General features: G+C 65.7%; 16 protein-coding genes. 7 read left to right on the top strand and 9 right to left on the bottom strand.

Annotation, left to right across the window (positions count from 1 at the left end):
* Window positions 1-47 precede the first annotated feature (47 nt).
* The 5 genes from glgX to U5A52_RS02900 form a co-directional block, all read right to left on the bottom strand.
* Complete coding sequence (glgX, locus tag U5A52_RS02920; RefSeq protein ID WP_321933841.1) at window positions 48-2,267, bottom strand: glycogen debranching protein GlgX; 2,220 nt, start codon at window positions 2,265-2,267, stop codon at window positions 48-50.
* A 68-nt stretch (window positions 2,268-2,335) separates the two neighbouring features.
* A complete protein-coding gene (gene glgB / locus U5A52_RS02915) occupies window positions 2,336-4,552 on the bottom strand; it encodes a 1,4-alpha-glucan branching protein GlgB (RefSeq protein WP_321933839.1) in 2,217 nt (738 codons plus the stop codon).
* Window positions 4,545-8,009: a maltose alpha-D-glucosyltransferase gene (gene treS / locus U5A52_RS02910; RefSeq protein ID WP_415773425.1), complete on the bottom strand. Its 3,465-nt coding sequence runs from the start codon at window positions 8,007-8,009 to the stop codon at window positions 4,545-4,547. Before treS ends, glgB begins: the two co-directional genes overlap by 8 nt.
* Complete coding sequence (locus U5A52_RS02905) at window positions 8,006-11,509, bottom strand: maltotransferase domain-containing protein (protein ID WP_321933837.1); 3,504 nt, start codon at window positions 11,507-11,509, stop codon at window positions 8,006-8,008. Before U5A52_RS02905 ends, treS begins: the two co-directional genes overlap by 4 nt.
* Window positions 11,510-11,849: 340 nt before the next feature.
* Complete coding sequence (locus U5A52_RS02900; RefSeq protein ID WP_321909759.1) at window positions 11,850-12,506, bottom strand: DUF1345 domain-containing protein; 657 nt, start codon at window positions 12,504-12,506, stop codon at window positions 11,850-11,852.
* A 206-nt stretch (window positions 12,507-12,712) separates the two neighbouring features.
* On the opposite strand from U5A52_RS02900, the gene U5A52_RS02895 reads away from it, so the two are divergent.
* From U5A52_RS02895 to U5A52_RS02885, 3 genes are all read left to right on the top strand, one after another.
* The gene (locus U5A52_RS02895; RefSeq protein WP_415773423.1) at window positions 12,713-13,018 is read left to right on the top strand and encodes a sugar dehydrogenase complex small subunit; all 306 of its coding nucleotides are present in this window, start codon (window positions 12,713-12,715) and stop codon (window positions 13,016-13,018) included.
* A 212-nt stretch (window positions 13,019-13,230) separates the two neighbouring features.
* Window positions 13,231-14,634 (top strand): c-type cytochrome, encoded by a 1,404-nt coding sequence (locus tag U5A52_RS02890; protein ID WP_415773533.1) that lies wholly within the window; start codon window positions 13,231-13,233, stop codon window positions 14,632-14,634.
* Window positions 14,635-14,825: 191 nt separating this feature from the next.
* Window positions 14,826-15,566, top strand: coding sequence for a metallophosphoesterase (locus tag U5A52_RS02885; protein ID WP_321909753.1), 741 nt, complete (start codon window positions 14,826-14,828; stop codon window positions 15,564-15,566).
* Window positions 15,567-15,580: 14 nt separating this feature from the next.
* Here U5A52_RS02885 and U5A52_RS02880 read toward each other — a convergent pair whose 3' ends face one another.
* Together U5A52_RS02880 and U5A52_RS02875 are read right to left on the bottom strand one after the other, a co-directional pair.
* Window positions 15,581-16,282, bottom strand: coding sequence for an RES family NAD+ phosphorylase (locus tag U5A52_RS02880; protein ID WP_321909752.1), 702 nt, complete (start codon window positions 16,280-16,282; stop codon window positions 15,581-15,583).
* Entirely contained in the window at window positions 16,279-16,707 is a 429-nt protein-coding gene (locus tag U5A52_RS02875; protein WP_321933833.1) for an MbcA/ParS/Xre antitoxin family protein, read from the bottom strand. Before U5A52_RS02875 ends, U5A52_RS02880 begins: the two co-directional genes overlap by 4 nt.
* A 102-nt stretch (window positions 16,708-16,809) precedes the next feature.
* Between U5A52_RS02875 and U5A52_RS02870 the strand changes: the two genes are divergently transcribed.
* Window positions 16,810-17,286 (top strand): hypothetical protein, encoded by a 477-nt coding sequence (locus U5A52_RS02870; protein WP_321909747.1) that lies wholly within the window; start codon window positions 16,810-16,812, stop codon window positions 17,284-17,286.
* A gap of 7 nt (window positions 17,287-17,293) precedes the next feature.
* On the opposite strand, the gene U5A52_RS02865 is transcribed toward U5A52_RS02870, so the two are convergent.
* Window positions 17,294-18,145: a LysR family transcriptional regulator gene (locus tag U5A52_RS02865; RefSeq protein ID WP_321933831.1), complete on the bottom strand. Its 852-nt coding sequence runs from the start codon at window positions 18,143-18,145 to the stop codon at window positions 17,294-17,296.
* Between the two features lie 100 nt (window positions 18,146-18,245).
* On the opposite strand from U5A52_RS02865, the gene U5A52_RS02860 reads away from it, so the two are divergent.
* Complete coding sequence (locus U5A52_RS02860) at window positions 18,246-18,629, top strand: tautomerase family protein (RefSeq protein WP_321909743.1); 384 nt, start codon at window positions 18,246-18,248, stop codon at window positions 18,627-18,629.
* 62 nt (window positions 18,630-18,691) lie between these two features.
* On the opposite strand, the gene U5A52_RS02855 is transcribed toward U5A52_RS02860, so the two are convergent.
* On the bottom strand, window positions 18,692-19,243 hold the full coding sequence (locus U5A52_RS02855) for a TetR/AcrR family transcriptional regulator (protein WP_321909742.1): 552 nt from the start codon (window positions 19,241-19,243) through the stop codon (window positions 18,692-18,694).
* Window positions 19,244-19,409: 166 nt separating this feature from the next.
* Here U5A52_RS02855 and U5A52_RS02850 point away from each other — a divergent pair, with 166 nt between their 5' ends.
* Window positions 19,410-20,048, top strand: coding sequence for a DUF3313 domain-containing protein (locus tag U5A52_RS02850; protein ID WP_321934166.1), 639 nt, complete (start codon window positions 19,410-19,412; stop codon window positions 20,046-20,048).
* Window positions 20,049-20,144: 96 nt separating this feature from the next.
* Window positions 20,145-21,635 (top strand): intermembrane transport protein PqiB, encoded by a 1,491-nt coding sequence (locus U5A52_RS02845; RefSeq protein WP_321933829.1) that lies wholly within the window; start codon window positions 20,145-20,147, stop codon window positions 21,633-21,635.
* Window positions 21,636-21,642 lie beyond the last annotated feature (7 nt).

Here is a 21,642-nt window from a genome sequence, read left to right as displayed (position 1 = left end):
TTGATTCCTGGTTTGCTTCCTCGTTGCTTGCCTGACTCATCCAGTTTTCATCCGGCCGCGGCTTCGTCCGGGCCCGCGGGGGAGCCCGGCGCAGACGCGCCCGGCGTACGGCGCGGGTCCGGCGTCGGCGTGTCGTCGCGCGCGCCGTGCGGCCGGTGCGCTTCGGCACGCGCCGGACGGGCGCGCAGCACGGCGAGCGCTCGCGCGGCCAGCTCGTACGTCGTGTCGGGCAGCGCGTAGGGCGCCGCATCGGGACGGGCGGTATCGAGCAGCACCTCCCATGCCATGCGCGGCGCGGGCGCGGAGAACGTCACCGCACCCTGCGAAGCGTTCAGCATCATCAACAATACTTCCATTTGGCCGTGGAGTCCCGCTCCTGCGCGCCGCATCGTGAATGCGCTCGCTTCCGGGTCGTGCCAGGCCTCGGGCGAGAGCGGCTCGCCGCGTTCGTCAAACCAGTCGATGTCGTGCACGCCGGGCATCAGTTCGCGCTCGCCAAACAAGAAACGCGTCTCGCGCAGCAGCGGGTGTTCGCGGCGCAGCGCGATCACCCGCGCGGCGAAACGCGTCATGGCCTTGCCCTGGGGCGTGTCGGCGAGCGCCCAGTCGAACCACGAAATATCGTTGTCCTGGCAGTACGCATTGTTGTTGCCGCGCTGCGTGCGGCAGGACTCGTCGCCCGCGAGCAGCATGGGCGTGCCGAGCGCGATAAGGAGCGTGGCCATCATCGAGCGGGCCACGCGCGCGCGCGTGGCGAGGATGGCCGGGTCGTCGGTGGGGCCTTCCACGCCCCAGTTCGCGCTCCAGTTTTCGTTGTGGCCGTCGCGGTTCTCCTCGCCGTTGGCCTCGTTGTGCTTGCGCTCGTATGAAACGAGGTCGGCGAGCGTGAAGCCGTCGTGCGAGGTGACGAAATTGATCGACGCCCACGGCCGGCGTTTGCGTTTGTCGAACAGGTCCGCGCTGCCGGTCAGGCGTGCCGCGAGGTCCGCGCGCTGGCCCGGCGCGCCGCGCCAGTAGCGCCGCACGCTGTCGCGAAAACGGTCGTTCCATTCGGAAAAGCCGGGCGGATGGTTGCCTAGCTGGTAGCCGCCAGGGCCCACGTCCCACGGCTCGGAGATCAGCTTGCATTGCGACAGTACGGGGTCCTGGCGCAGCACGTCGAAGAACCCGCCGTTCGGGTCGAAGCCCGCGTGTTCGCGCCCGAGCGTCACGCCAAGGTCGAAGCGAAAGCCGTCGATGCCGTATGACGTGGCCCAGTGGCGCAGCGAGTCGGCGACCATCTGCAGCACGCGCGGATGCGAAAGGTCGAGCGTGTTGCCGCAGCCCGTGTCGTTGATGAAGTGGCGCTCGTCGCCGGGCACGCAGCGGTAATAGCTGGCGTTGTCGAGGCCGCGCCACGAAACGGTGGGGCCCATTTCGCCGCCTTCGCACGTGTGGTTGTAGACCACGTCGAGAAAGACTTCGATACCTGCCGCATGCAGCTGCCGCACGGCAATGCGCATTTCGTCGGTGCCATAGCCCACCAGGTAGCTGGGCTCGGGCGCGAAGAACGCGGCCGAGTTGTAGCCCCAGTAGTTGCGCAGTCCACGATCGATCAGAAACCGCTCGGAGAGAAACGCGTGCACCGGCAGGATCTCGATGGCCGTCACGCCGAGCTTGTGCAGATGCTCGATGAAACGCGGCGCGGCAAGACCTGCAAATGTGCCGCGCATGTGCGTGCGCAAGTCATGACGCAGCATCGAGAGCCCGCGCAGATGCGCCTCGTAAATCACGGTGTCGCCCCACGGCGTATTGGGCCGCCGGTCGCGCGACCAGTCGAAGTTGTCGTTCACCACGACGCATTTGGGCATGGCGGGCGCGGAATCGCGCCGGTCGATCGAGAGGTCCACGCGGTTCGAATGCGCGCGATAACCGTACAGCGTGTCCGACCAGCGGAACTGGCCGAGGAGTTGCTTCGCGTACGGGTCCAGCAGCAACTTGTGCGGATTGAAGCGGTGCCCCAGATGCGGTTGATACGCGCCATGCGCGCGCAGGCCATAGACCGTGCCCGGATGGGCTCCAGGAAGATAGCCGTGCCACACCTCGTCGGTGCATTCGGGCAGGGTGTAGCGAGTGCGCTCCTTGCGGCCGGTGGGGTCGAAGAGGCACAGCTCGATGCGCCAGGCGTGGGCCGAGAACACGGCGAAGTTGGTGCCAAGGCCGTCCCACGTCGCCCCGAGCGGCCAGGGGGAGCCGGGCAGCAGACGCTCAGGCGGACCGTTTGCCATGACGATGCTCCATGTGTTGTTCTTCGTTTTGCATCGGGTTCCTGATCAAATCCCGCCGCCGCGCAGCCTTATCGGCGCAGACGCAGGATCAGCGTGCCAAGCGGCGGCAGCACGAGCGCGGCCGACTGCGGCTTGCCGTGGCTCGCCACGCCCTCGGTGGCAACGAGACCCCCGTTGCCCATGTTCGAGCCGCCGTACACCTCGGCGTCGGTGTTGAGCGCTTCTTCCCACTGGCCCGGTTGCGGCATGCCGATACGGTAGCCGTGGCGAGGCACCGGTGTGAAGTTGCAGATGACCACGATTTCGCGGCCCGAGCCGTCTACGCGGCGCCACGCGAGCACGCTGTTTTCGTTGTCGTCGGCAACCAGCCACTCGAAGCCGCCGGGTTCCGAGTCGAGCGTGTAGAGCGCGGGTTCGCCCGCGTACAGGCGGTTGAGGTCGCGCACGAGCGTTTGCACGCCGCGGTGCAACGGGTCGTCGAGCAGGTTCCAGTGGGGCGTGCCGTCGTGATCGAATTCGGCCATCTGCCCGAACTCGCCGCCCATGAAGAGCAGCTTCTTGCCCGGGTGCGCCCACATGAAGCCGAAATACGCGCGCAGGTTTGCGAACTTCTGCCAGCGGTCGCCCGGCATCTTGCCGAGCAGCGACCCCTTGCCGTGCACCACCTCGTCATGCGAAAGCGGCAGCACGAAGCGCTCGGACCACGCGTAGACCATCGCGAACGTCATCAGGTGATGGTGATAGCGGCGATAAACGGGGTCTTCCTGCATGTAGTGCAGCGTGTCGTGCATCCAGCCCATGTTCCACTTGAACTGGAAGCCGAGGCCGCCATCCTCTGGGCGTGCCGTGACGCCCGGCCATGCTGTGGATTCCTCAGCAATGGTGATGACGCCCGGGCGCTGCGGAACGTATTGCGTTTCATGATTGAGGCGCTTGAGGAACGCGATCGATTCGAGATTTTCGCGGCCGCCATAGAGGTTGGGCACCCATTCGCCTTGCGCGCGCGAATAGTCGCGGTAGAGCATCGAGGCGACCGCGTCCACGCGCAGCCCATCCACGTGATAACGCATGAGCCAGGCGAGACCCGACGCGATCAGGAACGCGCTCACCTCGCGGCGTCCCAGGTTGTAGATCATCGTGTTCCAGTCGGGGTGATAGCCCTCGCGCGGGTCGGCGTGCTCGTAGAGCGCCGTGCCGTCGAAATCGACGAGACCGTGCGCGTCATTCGGAAAGTGCGCGGGCACCCAGTCGAGAATCACGCCAAGTCCCGCTTCGTGCGCGCGATCGACGAACGCCGCAAAGTCCACCGGCGCGCCGAGCCGCGCGGTGGGCGCGAACTGCGAAAGCGGCTGATAGCCCCACGAGCCGCCAAACGGATGCTCCGCCACAGGCATCAATTCGATGTGCGTAAAGCCCATGCCCTGCGCGTAGGGGATCAGACGCTCGGCGAGCGCGCTCCAGTCGGGCGCGGGAGCATCGGCGCCTTGTGTGGGCAGCCACGAGGGCGCATGCACCTCGTAGACCGACATGGCCGCGCGCGCGTTCTGGCGTTCGGCGCGCGTTTGCAGCCACTCCTGATCGCGCCACGCGTAATGGTCGATCGCTTCGACGGGCGCGACGATCGACGCCGTGCCCGGTGGGCATTCCGTTTGCAGAGCGCAGGGGTCGGCCTTGAGCGGGAGGACGACGCCGCGCGCACCAAGGATCTCGTACTTGTAGCGCGCGCCGGGGGCCACACGGGGAATGAAAAGCTCCCATACGCCCGCTTCGTGGCGCAGCCGCATGGGGTGACGCCGCCCATCCCACGCGTTGAAGTCGCCCACCACGGAAACGCGCTTCGCATTCGGCGCCCAGACCGCGAAGCGCACGCCGGGCACACCGTCGCACGTCAAGGGCCGCGCGCCGAGACATTCGAGCACCGCGTAGGGGTCGCCGTCGGCGAGACGCACGAGCGCTTCGTGCGAGAGTTGCGGTGCAAAAGAATAGGTATCCTCTATTTCCTGACTTACGCCGTGCCAGTCGACCACGAGACGGTACGGCACCGCCTCTGCGAGCGGCCCTGCATAGAGTCCCGCCGGATGCACGAGCGACAGTTCGCCGAGCGTATGGGCGCGGTCGCGCGCCACCACGCTCGCGCCCGAGGCGTTTGGCAACCACGCGCGCACGTAGGGCGCGCCGTCCACCCAGTGCAGCCCGAGCACGGCGAAAGGATCGGCGTGGTAGGCGCCGGCGAGTGCGTCGGCGTCGTGCGGATTCAGGCCGGCTTGGGGCGCGCGGTCAACCATGGCCACCTCCGCCGCCATGCGTTTGCGTGTGCTGCGTGGACTGCGTGGGCGTGAGTCCGAGCACGCGCGCCGCGAGCGCGGCGAGGCCGCGCACCGGCAGTGCGAGCCAGGTGGGGCGGTTCGCCGCCTCGTAGCGGATTTCGTACGCCGCCTTCTCGATCAGGAACAGGTCGAGCAGCGCCTGCTCCTGCGAAGCGCTCACGAGCGTGAGCGGACCTTCGGCCACGGCCGCGCGGTATTGGCTCAAGAACGCTTCCGCCGCATACCCGCGGAAGCGTTCGAAGAGGGCGCGCTTGCGATCGACGACTTGCTGCGGTGCGTTTTCGAGCGTCGATTGCGCTGCCGCGCCCGCATACGAGAGCGAGCGCAGCAGGCCCGCCACGTCGCGCAGCGGCGAGGTCTTCGCGCGCCGGTATTCGAGCGCGCGCGCGGGCTCGCCTTCGAAGTCGATCAGATAGGCGTCGCCCTGCGAAAGCAGGACCTGGCCCAGGTGGAAATCGCCGTGGATGCGAATGCGTACGGCCTTCGTGTCGTCCGGCACGAGTTCGTCGACTTTCGCGACGAGCGCCTTGCGGCGATCGATCAGGCTGCGCGCGAGGTCGCGGGCGTCTTCATCGAGCGTCTGTTCGTCCTCGCCCGTATGCCGCGCGACGATGTCGAGCGCTTCGTTGAGCATGGTCTTCGTGTCGGCAACCCACGCACGCACGTCGCCGGGCGTGGCGGCAACGGGTGAGAAGGCTTCATCGTCGCTGGGCCGCGAGAGTAACGCGTGCAGTTCGCCGAGGCGCTTGCCAATGGCGCCGATCACCGTGCAGTAGCCTTGCACGGCTTCTTCCTCGTGTGCCTGATCGACGCTCGTGTCGTCGTCCATGGCGAGCGCGAGTTCGTCGATCGTGCGGCGCAGATAGTCGAGCGCCCAGTCCCACGCGTTGCCCTGGTTGTCGATGAAACCCTGCACGATGATGAGCGTGTGCGGCACCCCAGCAGGGTCGACGCGCACCACTTCGCCATAAAGCGGCGCCGTGTTCGCGTAGCCGAGTTTCGTGAGGTAGCGGCTCATTTCCGCTTCGGGGTGCACGCCCGCCATCAGCCGGCGCACGATCTTGAGCACGAGGGTTTCGGCGATCACGAGCGAGCTGTTGCTCTGCTCAGCGGCGAGCCAGCGCACTTCCGGCGTGTCGCCCAGGTCCAGTTCGTCGAGGCGTTCTGTCGGCTCGAAGCGGATGGTGCTCTGCTGCACGGTGGGCACCGCGGCGCGCTCGCGCAGCTTGCGCAGCACGCCATAGGCGAACCACGGCAGCGAGAACGCGTCGGTCAAATAGCCCACGGTGCGGCCGCGCCGCACGCGCGAGAGCGCGAGCTGTATGTGCAGCGGCGTGGTGATCTCGGTGCCCCACGTGATGGCGATGGGGAGTACATAGCGTTCGCTCGTGCCATCCGCGAGTTCCGCTTCGATTTCCGTGAACGCGAAGCCCGCGCCGTAGATCGTCGTCAGTGCCGCGAGGCGCACGGCGCGCAGCGGCTTGTCCTTCGAGGCGAACCAGCGGCGCCGCGAGAGCCACGACGGCAGCACTTCGGATTCGAGCAGCCGCACGTTTTCAGGCGTCGCGCCCGCCTGGCCTTCACGCAGCACCACTGTCACGAACTCGGGCAATTGCTCGGAGGTCGGCTGGCTCCAGGAAGGCCGCTGATCGCCGGCGCTCAGGAGGAACCACAGGAAGCCGTAGGGCGGGAAGGTCAGCAGATAGGGGAGCTGACCAACGGCCGGGAACACGGAATCCGCCGTCATTTCCACGGGGGACATGCCTGCGAATTCGGAAAGATCGAGCTCCACCGCCTGCGGCGCGCGCGAGAGATTCGCCACGCACAGGATCGGCGCTTCACCGGGCATTTCGCGCAGGTACGCGAGAATCTTGCGGTTTGCGGGGCGCAGGAAGCGGATCGTGCCGCGGCCGAACGCCTGCCTGGCCCGGCGCGTGGCGAGCATGCGACGCGTCCAGTTGAGCAGCGAATGCGGATCGCGGCTTTGCGCTTCGACGTTGATGGCGTCATAGCCGTAGAGCGAGCCCATGAGCGGCGGCAGCACGAGCTGTTCGGGATCGGCGCGCGAGAAGCCGCCGTTGCGGTCCGACGACCACTGCATCGGCGTGCGTACGCCGTCGCGGTCGCCCAGGTGAATGTTGTCGCCCATGCCGAGTTCGTCGCCGTAATAGATCACCGGCGTGCCGGGCATGGAGAGCAGCAGCGAGTTGATGAGTTCGATGCGGCGGCGGTCGCGTTCCATGAGCGGCGCGAGGCGCCGGCGAATGCCGAGATTCAGGCGCGCGCGGCGGTCGCTCGCGTAGGTGTTCCAGAGGTAATCGCGCTCGGAGTCCGTGACCATTTCGAGCGTGAGTTCGTCGTGATTGCGCAGGAAGATCGCCCACTGGCAGGTTGGCAGCAAGTCGGGCGTCTGCTTCATGATGTCGAGGATCGGGAAGCGGTCCTCGCTCGCAATCGCCATATAGAGGCGCGGCATGAGCGGGAAGTGGAACGCCATGTGGCATTCGTCTTCGTTGCCGAAGTACTCCTGCACATCTTCCGGCCACTGGTTCGCTTCGGCCAGCAGCATGCGGTTCGGGTAGTGCTCGTCGATCGCCGCGCGGATGCGCTTCAGAATACCGTGCGTTTCGGGCAGGTTCTCGTTGTTCGTGCCTTCACGCTCCACGAGGTAAGGCACGGCGTCCAGACGCAGCCCGTCTATGCCCATGTCGAGCCAGAAACGCATGACCTGCAGCACTTCGCGCAGCACGGCCGGATTGTCGAAGTTCAGGTCGGGCTGGTGCGAATAGAAGCGGTGCCAGTAATACGCGCCAGCCACGGGGTCGTGCGTCCAGTTCGACGCTTCCGTGTCGATGAAGATGATGCGCGTACCCTGGTACTTTTGGTCGGTGTCGGACCACACGTAGTAGTTGCGATGATTCGAGCCGGGCTTCGCGCGGCGCGCGCGCTGGAACCACGGATGCTGGTCCGAGGTATGGTTGATGACCAGTTCGGTAATCACGCGGATGCCGCGCGCGTGCGCCTCTTGGATGAAGCGGCGCACGTCGGCGAGCTGCCCGTAGTCCGGGTGCACGTTGCGATAGTCGGCAATGTCGTAGCCGTCGTCGCGGCGCGGCGAGGGGTAGAACGGCAGCAGCCAGATGGCCGTCACGCCCAGGCCCGCAATGTAGTCGAGCTTCGCGAGCAGGCCGGGGAAATCGCCTACGCCGTCGTTGTTCGAATCGAAGAACGACTTCACGTGCACCTGGTAAATGATTGCGTCCTTGTACCAGAGCGGGTCGTCGGAAAGCATCGACGGCTTGCCGCGCCGTTGCGCGGCGCGTTCCTCGTGGTGCGGGTCTTGTGCGGTCGAGTCTCGCGTGACGGTCTGCACGTTGGTTGCCACAGGCTCGTGCGTAGCGGGGTCGCGTTTCATGTCGCTCCTCCGGGCGGGAAGTCGGCGTCGAGTTCGGGATGGCCCTCGATGTGCTCATCGTATTCAGCAGCATGTTCGGGCAGCGGTTCTTCGCGCGGCAGGCCCTTCGCAGGCTCGATACGCCAGATCGCGAATGGGCGCGCGTGCGGGTCGAGCCGCACGTGCTGCCAGCGCCCGTGCCACTCGAAGCGCTCGCCCGTCATTTCGTCGACGACGTTGAGCGCCGCGTGGTCGTCGAGGTGCCAGCGCTGGAACGTCGCCCACGAGAGTTCGAAGTCGGCGCCCTGCTCGCTGAAGGCGTCGAGATTGATGGCCACGACGAGCACGTTGTCGCGCGCGGGCGTGGCCTTCTCGAAGCAGAGCAGCGAGTCGTTGCGCGCGTCGAGGAACGTGATGCCAAGATGGGATTGCAGTGCAGGGTTGGCGCGCCGTATGCGATTGAGTTCGGCGATCTCCGCGACGATATTGCCGGGACGATGCCAGTCCCAGGCGCGCAACTGATATTTTTCGGAGTCCAGATATTCCTCCGAATTGGGCAGCGCGCGTCCTTCGCACAGTTCGAAGCCGCAATACACGCCCCACAGCCCCGAAAGCGTCGCAGCCAGCGCTGCGCGAATCAGAAAGCTCGAGCGCGCGCCGGTCTGCAAATGGCGCGGATTGATGTCGGGCGTGTTGACGAAGAAGTTCGGCCGATAGAAGTCGCGCACGTCGGTTTGCGTGAGTTCCGTGAGGTACTCCGTGAAATCGCGCTTCGATTCGCGCCACGTGAAGTAGGTGTACGACTGCGAGAAGCCGAGCTTGGCGAGCCGGTACATGAGGCGCGGCCGCGTGAAGGCTTCGGAGAGGAAGATCACGTCGGGGTGGCGCCCGCGCACGTCGGCGATCATCCATTCCCAGAACGGCAGCGGCTTCGTGTGCGGGTTGTCCACGCGGAAAATGCGTACGCCGGTGTCCACCCAGAACAGAATTGCGTCGCGCAGCGCGAGCCACAAATCGGGCTTCGCGTCGTGCGCGTAGAACTCGGGGTTCACGATGTCCTGATACTTCTTCGGCGGGTTTTCGGCGTAGCGCAGCGTGCCGTCGGGCCGCCATGCGAACCAGGTGGGATGCGCCTTCAACCACGGGTGATCCGGCGAGCATTGAATCGCGAAATCGAGTGCGATTTCGAGGCCTTGTTCGTGCGCCGCGGCGAGCATGCGGCAGAAGTCCTCGAGCGTGCCCAGTTGCGGATGCACGGCGGTATGGCCGCCTTCGGCCGCGCCGATTGCGTAGGGGCTGCCCACGTCGCCGGGCTGCGCATTGAGCGAGTTGTTGCGCCCTTTGCGGTTGGCGAGGCCGATGGGGTGGATCGGCGGGAAGTACAGCACGTCGAAGCCCATTTCGCGAATGCGCGGCATCTTCGCGATCACGTCGTCGAAGGTGCCGTGGCGCGATTCGTCGTCGCTCATCGAGCGCGGGAAGATTTCGTACCAGCTTGCGAAGCGCGCCGCGGTGCGCTCCACCTCCACGCGCCCCACGATCGTGTCGCGCGAAAGGAACGGGCGGTGGTGCGCGGCGCGCACCGCGGCCGCCGTGGAAGGCGCGGCGATGATCGCGCAACGTGTTTCGGTGTCCGCAGCAATGAAGCGCTTGACGATGGCATCGAGTGTTTCGTTGATGCGCTTCTGGTCGTCGTCGCCCGTGCCCGATGTTTCGGCCGTGGCGAGCACGAGAGCGAACAGGCGGCTCGCTTCCTCCAGCTCCAGATCGACGGGCTGGTTCGCCACGCGCTTCTTGTGCAGATGTTCGGCGAGCGAGGCGAAGTCGTCGCGCCACGCAATCACGACATATTCGTAGCGTCCCACGCGATCGAGCGGAATGTGGCCCGCCCACAGGTCGGTGCCGGCGGGCGGCACGGGCGTCATGGCCGACTCGTGCCACGCGGTTTCGTCGGCGGCGCGCCAGAGCACGGCGGCGTCGATGCGGTCGTGGCCCTCGGCAAAGATCGCCGCGCGCACTTCGCAGCGTTCGCCCACGGTGCGCTTCGCGGCGAAGCGGCCGTGATCGACCGAGGGCTGTGTGCTCTCGATTGCGATGCGGGGCGCGGCGATCGCCTCGAGCACGCTCTTGTGGCCGCTCGTTGCCGTCTTGCCGCGATCTTCGGGCGGCGCGAGCACCACGAGCGGGCTCGCGAGCGCGCGGAAGATCCAGCATGCGCCCGCGGGCAGCGCGAACGTGTCGGGGATCGCGCTCGCGTCGCGCGACGCGGGCAGGCGCGCGCCGCGCAGTGTTTCGGCATCGAGCGGCGCGAAGCGCGTGAACCCGCCGGGCACGCCGTCGAGCAGGCGTGAGAGATCCACACGCACAGGCGCGGCAAGCGCGGGATTGATGAGCGTAAGCGTGGCGTCGCCCGCGTCGCGCAGGTCCGCACGGTCGCCGCGCAGGAGCGCCGCGACGCTGGCCCCCGGGCCATTGAGCGCGCGCAGCTCGCCGTTGGTTTGCAGTGTCCACGTTTCGCGTTGCAGCGCGTTGGCGTGCGCGACATCGGCACTCAGATCGAAGGGTGCGCGCGCTTTCGCGGCTTCCCACGCCTGCGCGCTGTTGCCGCTGTGCGCGGTCGCTTCGTCCACGCCGTATTCGAAGCCCATCGGCATGAGCCAGCCGGTTCCGAGCGCGGCGGATGCGCGCAACATGCGGCGATACGCGCGTTCGACGGCGCGCGCATCGGCGGCGCCTTCCTGGTCGTGCGCGTAGCGTGCGCCATAGGGCGCTTCTGGAAACGATATCGGCGAGCCCACGCGGCGCAACGCGGCGTGCTCCTCGACCATCCAGCTCGACGAAAAGTCCCACCAGCGCAGCGAGGAAAAGGCTGCGTCGAAGCCTGCACCTTCGAGGTGCGCGAGCGCCTCACGCGGCAGGCCGGGTGTCGCGGCTAGCCAGCGCGTTTGTGGAAAGCGTGCGCGTACGGCATCGAAAATCGCGCGCAGCACATGGGGCGGCGTGCGGTGCGGCGAGTCCACGCGAAAGCCGCCGACGCCCGCTTCGACGAGCGCGGTGGCGCGCGCGGTCCACCATGCAATGAGCGGTGCGCTCGCGCGCTCGAAATCGGCATAGGCGACGTTGGCTTCGCGATGGCCGTGGCGTGGGTCGAGGCGCGCGTCTTCGGGCTCGAAGGGGTGGAACCACTCAGGATGCGCGCCGTAGAGCGCACCGTCGGCGGCGCTGCGGTCGAGCACGAGATCCGCGAGCAGCGTGACGCCGCGCGATTGCGCCGCGAGGGCGAGTTCGCGCATGGCATCGTCGACGCAAAGCGGGGAGCCGAAGGCCGCGTGCAGGCGCGTATGGTCGGCGACGATGCGGTCGTCGCCCGATGCGCCCGCGGCGAACAGCGCGCCGATCAGGACGTGATCGAAGCCCAGTGACGCCGCGCGGGCGATGTGGGCCGGCCACGCGTCGAGGGGTCCTGCAAGGACGGAATGGACGAAGTAGATCCGCGGCGCATAGGCGTGGGGAGGTTCCATCGGTCGTATTCCAGGTACGTCAGGCGAAGGGGATGCACGACGGGGTGAGCCGCAATGCGATCGCGCCGCCCGGGGGCTGCCGGAGCGTGCCGCGCTGCGCGTGTGGACAGGCACCTGTTCAGAGTAGTGCAAGAGCAGGCCGGAACCAAACCGCTTGCGCCGCGTGGCGACTTGCGGGGAAGGGCAGCAAGGCACATGCCCATGATGCATGAGGGCGCGCGCCGCTGCGCGCAGATGGACATTCGCAGGGTCCTGGGCGCAAGGACAGGCGAATCGACAGGAGAAACCCGCGTGGATTGCCGGTATCCGTTGCACCGGCGAAAAAAGGAAAAAGGAAGGCTTAGCTACCGACCATGCTTGCGGCGATGTTCACGCATAGCCCTAGCACAGAAACGTTGAAATAGAACGACAAAATCGATTGCGCAAGGACACCGCGCCGCGCGCTGCGCCCGCGCAGGCCGATATCGGCGGTTTGCGAGGCGCACGCGATGGTGAACGAAAAGTACAGAAAGTCCCAGTAATTCGGCGTGAGTTTTTTGTCGGGAAACACGAGGGCGGGCTCGTTGGGATCGGAGCCGTAGTAAAGGCGCGCGTAGTGCAGCGTGAATATCGTGGGAATGAGAAACCACGCTCCGATGAGCGTTGCGCCTGTGAGCAGCGAATGCAGCACTTTCGAGGCCGTGCCGAGTTCTTTCGTCGTGCCCAGTTCGATGACGATGGCGACGATGCTCGCGACCGTGGCCGTGCAGATCAGGAACAGCACGGTGCCCGCGTTCTGGTCTTCGCGGCGGGCATTCGCGCGCACGCTCTCTTCGTTTGCGAACACCATGTGCAGCCAGATCAGCACAAGGTAGGTCCACACCGTGGCGTCCCAGCCTAGCAACACGCGCGCCGAAGTGCGGATCGAGGCGGGCGCGAACGTGCCGAGCACGATGCCCACGGCGATGGCGATCATCATGTGCGGCCGGTTGCGCAGCACCTGCGGGATGAGCTTCATGGCGTGACGCGCGAAGGGAGCGGGGTGATGAACGATTGCGGCGATTCTACCGTGCGAGGCCTCGAGCGGTAGCGCGCTGTTATGCCCGGCATGCAAGCTTTCGGTTTGTCTTATCGGGCCATAACGGGCTATATTGCTTGCGCAACGCGGCAAGGTGCTTTCGAAATCAGCGCAACGACGGGTGCATATGCAGTGATCCGCGTTCAATGACGATAGCAAACGTTTTTGTCGTTGCCAGGCATCAAACGTCGCCCCTCGGGCGGCAAGGTCATGGCGGCGTGCCCTCCGATACCGTGACCGCTGCGCTCAAGACCGATCAGCCGGAACTCGCCTCGATGGTGGGCGACGTCATGCGCGCGTGGTATCTCGGTCTCGTGGGCGAGACGCCGAACGTGCAGGTGGTGGCCTTCGAAAAGGCGTTGATGTTCGACCCGGTCGACGACGTGCTCACGATTGCTTCGTATTGCCGCGACGTGTCGTTCTACAGGACGCACAAACCCGCTGGCGAATAGCGGAACAAGAAGCGAAACAACAAGCGCGCATATAGCGGATCGCGCCAGGTCCCCACAACGAAAGCCAACGGTAGAGGTCGACAACGTATGCGCAGATCGCGCAGCTTTTCGGCGGCATGGACATTGCGCTCGACGACACCTTCGCGCTCAACCATCACATCATGGGCACGACGATCATGGGCTGCGCCACGAGCTTTGAAGCGAGCCAGACGATGAAAATAGCGAAGTCCCCCGCCACGGCCACCGCCAATCACGAGCGAGACAGACGCGCGCGTGCCGCCATCGCGGCCGCGCTTTTCTGTGCCTTTGCGCTTTATATCGCGTGGCATGCGTCGCACGAATCGCAAACGCGTCCCATCGACGAACTGCCGATGTCTACGGCGCGCGGCGATGATACTTCCATACCGAATGCGGACGTGGACAAGTCCGACCTCATCAAGCGCGGCGCCTATCTCACGCGCGTAGGCGATTGCGCCGCGTGTCATACCGCCGACCCAGGCCGCCCCTTTGCGGGCGGGCGGTCCATCAGCACGCCGTTTGGAAAAATCTACACGCCGAACATCACGCCGGACCCCGACACCGGCATCGGCCAATGGAGCGATACCGACTTCGTGCGCGCGCTGCACGAAGGCATCGGCAAAGCCGGCGAGCGGCTCTATCCAGCGTTCCCTTACGTCGAATTCACGCGCATGACCGAGCAGGACATGCTCGCGATTCGCGCGTATCTGAACACGCTCGCGCCGGTGCACTACAGGCCGCCCGCGAACGAGCTGCGCTTTCCGTTCAACCAGCGCTGGCTGATGATCGTGTGGAATCTCTTCAACTTCAACGAAGGCCGCTTCGTGCCGGACCCGAAGCAAAGCCCGCAATACAACCGCGGCGCCTATCTCGTCGAAGGCCTTGCGCATTGCGAGGCGTGCCACACGCCGCGCAATTTCATGCAGGGCCTCAAGACGACCGAGCGCTTCTCGGGCGCAACGCAGGCGGGCTGGCAGGCGTACAACATCACGCCCGACCGCACGAGCGGCATTGGCAACTGGAGCGACGACGCCCTGATCGCCTACCTTTCCACGGGCATCGCCGCGGGCCACGCGAGCGCAGCGGGCCCGATGGCAGATGTTGTCCAGCATTCGACGCAATATCTGAAGTACGAAGACTTGCGCTCGATCGTGGCGTATCTGCGTGCGCTGCCGCCGGTTTCGGGCGGCGTGACGCGGCCGCGCGATGCGTGGGGCATGCCGGCCGCTGACGACATTACCAGCCTGCGCGGCACGGCCATCACCACCGTCAGCGGCCTGCAGCTCTTCGCGGTGAACTGCGCGAGCTGCCACCGCTGGACCGGCGAGGGCGTGGGGGGAAACGCGCTGGGAGCGCTTCCATCGCTCCTTCACCACAACGTAGTGGGCGCGCCGAGCCCGGACAACCTCGCGATGGTGATCCTGCACGGCGTGAGGCGCCAAACGAAGGACAGCGACGTGCTGATGCCAGCGTTCGCTGATGAATTGAACAACGAACAGGTGGCGGCGATTTCCAACTACGTGACGAAGCGGTTTGGCAACCCGCAGGCCACCCTCACGGCCGATCAGGTCGCGGCGCTGCGCGCTCAGCCCCAGTAATTACAGGGGGCGCCGGGACTTTGCGCCACGCGCACGGTGGCGGCAACACCAGCGACGGCCACAAGCGCGTATGCTGTAAGAGCAGGCACGCCGCTTGCGTGCAGTCTGCCTCGTGACGCGCCCCTCGCAATCGAGGTCGAAACGATATTTGGCGCTCATATGGCCCACTCACACAGCGCTATGATGAAGTGATGACGCATACACCTGACGCTCTCGTGCAGCACCATGCCGCCAACCTTGCAGGTCGCGATTTCGTTGTAGGCGACTTGCATGGTTGCGTGGAGGCGTTGCGCTATCTTTTGCGCGAAGTGGAGTTCGACACGGCGCGGGACCGGCTGTTTTCGGTGGGTGATCTCGTTGACCGGGGCGAACGCGAGCAGTGCGAACAGGCGCTCGCGTTGCTCGATAAACCATGGTTCTACGCCGTGCTCGGCAATCACGAAGACGCGTTGTGCGCCGTGGCCGAAGGGCGTATGCCGCGCAATCGCTGGTATGGCATCGGCGGCGGCTGGGCGCAGAGCGTGCCTGACGCCGAACTCGTGAAGTATGCGCACCGGCTGCGTCAATTGCCGCTGGCACGCGTGGTGGGTGAAGGCGAAAAGCGCTTCAACATCATTCACGCAGAATTTTTCGGCGACGATGCTGCACTCGACAGCGGCCAGTTCAATTCCGAAGTGCGCGAGCGCATGCTGTGGGGACGCGATCTCGTGCTCGGCACTGGCGATCCGGCGCGCCACGCGCTCTCGCTCACGTTCTGCGGGCATACGCCGGTGCGTGAAGTGCGGCAGATCGGCTCGCAGGTGTTCATCGACACCGGCGCGTTCATTACCGAAGGACGCCTTACCATGGTCGAGGCGCTCACGTCGCGCATCTGGTCGGTCTCGCAGGTCGAAGCGCTCGCACACGGCGCGGCCGCGATCGTGCTGCCCTGAGGCTTGCCTTCGGGCTACACGATGCGGTTCAACTCGAACACCATGTCGATGATGTGCCCATTCCAGTTGTATTCCAGATACGCCGCGTGATGGCACGCGCGCAACAGCGTCGTGCTGAGCGCGGCGAGGCATTCGCCGTCCTCGTCGCGCACCGACGGATACGCAATGCCGGGCGCACGCGCCTCGCGGGCGGCGCGGCCTAGCGCCTGGCCGGCTGTGTAGTCGTCGGGCGAGAGCACGCTCGGGTCGAGCGCGGGGTCGCCGCGCAAATCGATCACCTCGCCCTGCGCCATCACTGTGTAGAGCCGCATTTGCTGCCGGATGGGCGGCTCATTCGTGGCCGCAAGAAAAAGCGCCGAGTGATAGCGTGTTTCCGCTACGGCGGTGGCACGCGAGCGCGCGCAGTAGAACACGCCGTAGGTGCCGTCGGAAAAACGGCTGCCCTGCGGATTCAGATGCGTGAAGGCCGCCATGATCGGGCCATAGCCCGGGCCGAAGCGGCGTTCCTCGCGTGGCACGAGGTCGAGGTCGCCGGTTTCGGTGCGCAGGCGGTCGTTGGTGAGCGCTTCGAGCGCATAGAGCGCCTCGAAGTCCTCGACAGAGGCCACGCGGTCGAACAGGTTCACGGCCGGAAAACGAGTGGGAATCACCCTGAACGCGGGTGACCAGGTGAGCTGCGCGCTGCGCCAGCGGTCTTGCCAGTTCGATTGCGTCACGCCCAGCCGCCTCGCATTGCGTCGAGATACTGGCGCACCGCCACGAGGTCGCTGACATTGCCGGCCAGCATGCGGTCAAGCGCGCGCCGGCCGCCAAAGGGCGGCGCGCTGTTGGGGCGCTTGATCCAGGTGTCGGCGGAGGTGGGTTGGGGCAGGAGAATCTGCAGCGCCTTATAGATGCCGAGTAGCAGCGAAAGGCGTTCGAGTGTGTCGCGGCCAAGCCGGGCGGTTTGCGGGGACTGCTTCCACTTGAAGAACGTGGATCGGCCCGGCGAGCCGAGCAGAATAATCTGCTCTTCGGCGCTCAGGTCCCAGTCGCTCGCAATTCGGAAGAATGCCCTGAGCCCCGCCGCCGACATTTCGGTGAGCGATGGCTCGGCGCCGGGGCGGCGCGACGGCGTAACGGAGGCAGTGGCAGGTGGCATGGTGGTCGAGTCCCGAAATGAACTTTTAGTTGATATTAGTCCATATGTAGATAATTGCAAGTTTTGACTCGGTATAATCCTCGCCGGACATCGAGACGGCATATGGGGAGAGACGAGGTGCGGGCAGGCGTATTGATGGTTGCGGCAATGATGCTTGCCGCGCCGGTGTGGGCATCGGGGCAGGCGAAAACGGCAGGGGCGCATGGGGCGCACGCATCCAAAGCGCGCGGCGCGCATGGTGCTGGGGCTTCGCACACGACTGGACGCTCTACACATGTAGGCGCTTCCGCGCATGCGAGCGCCCCGCACCACGCCGTGAAGGCCGGCAAGCCATCGCACGATAAGGGTCACACCGCGGCGCAGCGGCATACGCCCGGTGACGTCCATGCGGCGGCACGAACGCATCATCCGGCTTCTGGCGCGGCACCCGCGCCCAAAACGGTCACGCAAAAGCGGCCCGCGCCGAAGCCGGCCGCGGTGCGTCCCGCGCCGCATCGCAAGCTCGTGGTGGATGCGCCGCCGCCGCACATCCAGCGCGCGATTCCCGCGCCGCACGCACTGCCGCCCATCCTGAGCTGAGAGTGGTTCAGCCCGTGCCGAGCCCCGAAGCGAACAATTGCAGCGTCGCGGCGGTCCTGGGCTCGCGCACCCGCGAGTGAAGCGTCACTTGCGAAGCCGGCAACGCGGGCAAGCCGAGCCGCGCACCGACGTCGATGAGTTCGCGCGGCGCGACGCGGCGTGCCAGCGGCGACACCGCAAGACCCGCTGCCAGCGCGGCACCCACCGCCGCGACGCCGCCACCCACAAATACTTCCGTCCACGCCACGCCTGCGGCGTCGAGCGCGCGAACCGCCGCGGCCCGCACTGCGCACGGCGCGGCGAGCAGCGCGAGCGGCAGCGCCGTGCCGGGCTGCCACTGCCACTGCGGTGCCGCCAGCCAGACGAGCGGCTCGGCGAAGAGCCGCCGGGCATCGCCGCGCGGCGCCTCCTCTTCCTCCTGACGGACGATAACGGCATCGAGCCGCCGCTCGTCGTACTGCGCGAGCAACTGCGCGGAAAGCCCCAGATGCAGCTCGATCACGAGCCCGGGATCATGAATGCGAAGCTGGGCGAGCTGGCGGGCCAGGTTCGCGTCCGCGACATGCTCGCTCAGGCCGAGCGTGAGCCGCCGCTCGTCGCCAGAAAGCGCCCCGAGCGCGCGCTCATGCGCGCCGAGAAGGTCGCGCGCTGCGGCGAGGAACGTGAGACCGTCCGCCGAAAGCCGCACGACGCGCGGCGTGCGTTCGAGCAATTGCTTGCCCAGATGCGCTTCGAGTCGCTTGAGCTTGAGACTCACGGCCGATTGTGTGGTGTCGAGGGCGTCGGCGGCGCGCGTGAAGCTGCGCAGCTCGGCGACGAGCACGAAGGCGCGCACGGCGTCGAGATCCAGTGGTTTCATTTCAGATGAAAATGGATGAAATATCTATCTATGTCTGTTTATTATGATAGATCGCGCCTAAGCTGATGTCACGTCAAACCCATCGAAGAAGGAGATCGACATGCCATTCACTCGTATCGCTGTTCGTGCAGGCAAGCCCGCCACGTATCGCAAGGCGCTCACGCAGGGCATTCATCAGGCGCTCATGGAGGTTTTCAAGGCGCCCGAAGACGACATCTTCATGGTCGTCACCGAGCACGATGCCGATAATTTCGTGTTCGGCCGGCATTACCTCGGGATCGAGCGCAGCGACGATCTGGTCATGATCCAGATCGCCGTGAGCAATACGCGCGGGCAGGATCAGAAGAAGGCGCTATTCGCGCAGATCGCCGAAAACCTCGCGCGCGATCCAGGGGTGCGGCGAGAGGACGTGTTCGTCAACCTCGTGGATGTCGCGCGGGAAAACTGGTCGTTTGGGAATGGGGTGGCGCAGTACGCGACCTGAGCGAGCGGTGTAGTGTTGCCGCCGTCAACGTGCCTCGCGATCGCTTTCGCGAGGCCGCCGCATTACCACTTCTTCTCGTCGAGCAGCCGGTCGAAAAGCCGTTCCCGCAACGCGTCGGGCACGGCGGAAAGCCCGAGCAGTGCGCTGAACGCAATACCGCTCGCGGCAAAGTAGCGTAGCAGCGAGAGTTCGAGATCGCGTGCCTCGGCCTGCAGCTGTTCCATCTTGGCCGTGTCCTGGGCCTTCAGGTCTTCGAGCAGCGCCGGGCTTTCGACCAGAGCCGCGAGCACCGCGCGCGCAACAGAGTCCGGCTGGTTGATCGATTCCCTGAAAATCGCGATCTGCGCCGACAGCACCGGTTCTGCGAGGGCCTCGCCGCCGGCGGCCAGGTGTTCTTGCGCGATCTGCGCAAATTGCTCCCGCTGACGATCGAGCAGCGCACGCAGCACGCCCAGTTTGTTGCGAAACTGGTGCAGCAGCCCGCCCTTGCTGATGCCGCTTTCGCGCGCGAGCGCATCGAATGTCAGGCCGCCGACCCCGTCGCGGGTCAGGATGGCAAGCGCCGCGTCAATCGCCTTTCTGCGGGAAATCTCGGAACGTGTCTGGTTATCCATGGGCGTGATTGTACCCCTGCATGATTCCGTAAACAAACCGGATAGACGGTTTACATCTTTTTAGACCGATGCTACGCTTCGTCTCGTCTTGAACCCGGCCGGATGCCAGGCGGTATTCGGTCATTTTTAAAAGGATGCCTTCGTGCTCAACAGCCGCCTTCTCCCTATGTCATCGGCTTGCGTAGTATTCCTAACGTTATCCGCATGTGCGGGCGTGCAGCCCGTTGCCTATGGCAGCCTCGCCTCGTCTTCCCAACTCAAGGAGAACCGGGACAGCGACGCCGCCCAAACGCCGTTCCGGTACGCAGCGCCGGTGCTTTGGTCGCGCTATTCGCAGGTCATCGTCGATCCGGTCGTGGTGTATCAAGGCGGCGACAATCAGTTCGGCGACTTGTCGGATTCGGACAAGGACGTGCTCGCCGCCTACATGCACAAGACGTTTGCCGATACGCTTTCCAGGCGCTTCGACCTCGCGACCGAGCCGTCGCCCGCTACGCTGCGCGTGAAGCTCACGTTGACCGGCGCGGAGAAAACGACTGCCGTGATTGGCCAGGCAATGCACTTCGACATCGCGGGCAACCTCTACAACGGTGTTCAGGCGATCAGGGGCGGCAAGGGGGCGTTCAGCGGATCGGTGTCGTATGCCGTGGAGGTGTACGACAGTGCGTCGGGGCATCTGCTGCGCGCCTATGTGACGAAGCAATACCCGAATGCGATGAATCTGGCCGCCGCATTCGGCTCGCTGAGCGCGGCGAGGACCGGCATCGACAAGGGCGCCGATGCGCTCGTCGAGCAACTGCGCTAACGGCCGGGCGGTCGTGAGGGCGTTGTGAATGTCCGCCGGCGGTGGCGCTCCGCTGTCTGGGTCGCCTGGCTTTTTGCGAACCTGGCTGGCGGCCTGATGTTGGCTCAAACGCTGGCGCAGCGCGGTACTCGCGTGACGGTGAGCTTTGCGTCCGGCGCCGGGCTTGCTGCCGGGAAAACGCCGGTGCGATATCGAGGCGTGGCAATTGGACGGCTCGAACATCTGCGTGTGTCGGCAGACGGTCAACGTGTCGATGCCGAACTGAGGCTCGATACCGCCGGGCAACGCGTCGCCAAGTGCGGCACGAAATTCTGGGTCGTGCGTCCGCGCATTGACGTGAAGAACATCTCGGGGCTCATGACCGCCATATCGGGAACCTGGATCGACGTCGATATCGATGCGAATTCGCTTAGGGCGTGCGACACGTTCACCGGCTTCGACACGCCGCCGGCAATCACGAGCGACGACGATGGCACGCGTTTCGTGATTCGCGCCCCCACGCTAGGCTCGCTGAACGCTGGTTCACCCGTTTATTTTCGCGGTGTGCAGGTCGGGCAGGTGCTCGGCTATTCGCTGGCACGCAGGGGCGACACCGTTCGCATCGGCGTTTTCGTCAGGAGACCTTTCGATCGCCTGGTGACCTCCGATACGCGGTGGTGGCAGGCGAGCGGCGTCGAACTCAAGGTCGATTCCAGCGGCATGCGCCTGGAGACCCCTGCGCCCGCGGCGCTGCTCGCGGGCGCAGTTGCATTCGATACGCCGCGTGGGAGCGTGCATGCCGTGCCCGCCACGAGCGTCGAGGAATTTCAACTCGCGGATAGCCGCACAGACGCCATGCGCGCGAACGAAGGTCCGCCTGCAGTCGTGCGCATGCGTTTCGCGCAGTCGGTACGGGGATTGTCGGTGGGGGCGCCTGTCGAGTTCCGCGGTGTCGAGTTGGGCACGGTCACGGCGATCGATATCGACCTCAAACCCGAAAGCGGACGTTTCGACATGCTGGTCACGCTGAGCCTTTTTCCCTCGCGGCTCGGCCGCAGTTACCGCGCCGCGCTCGGCGACGGCGCAGGCGCGGCGGGTAAAGATCTGCTGCGGCAGCTCGTTGCTCAGGGGCTGCGCGCACAGCTACGCACGGGCAGTCTTTTGACGGGGCAGAAGTACGTCGCACTCGATGTCTTTGCGCACGCCCCCGCGGCCCGCGTCGACACGGATCGCTCGCCAGTCGAGTTGCCGACGGTGCCCAACTCGCTTGAAGAACTGCAGGACCAGTTGTCGAACATCGTGCGCCGGCTCGACCGCATGCCGTTGCAGGAGATCGGGCGCAATCTGGACGCCTCGTTGCGGCAGTCGAATGTCTTGTTTGCGCGGCTCGATACGCAGATCGTGCCGGCTGCGCGTTCGACGCTCGAATCCGCGCAACGGGCGTTTCGTTCGGCGCACGAGATGCTCGACCAGGCTTCACCGCAGCAGCGCGATGTTCATCAGGCATTGGCCGAGCTGCGGCGTACGCTGGCCAGCCTGAACGCCCTGTCCGATTATCTCGAACGCCACCCGGAGGCACTGATTTGGGGGAAGCGCGCAGACCGGTGAAGCGGCA

It is taken from the genome of Paraburkholderia sp. J8-2 (genome assembly GCF_905220195.1).
Lineage (GTDB): Bacteria > Pseudomonadota > Gammaproteobacteria > Burkholderiales > Burkholderiaceae > Paraburkholderia.
Note: the sequence above shows the minus strand (reverse complement) of the source record. Positions and strands in the feature narration are given on the sequence as shown.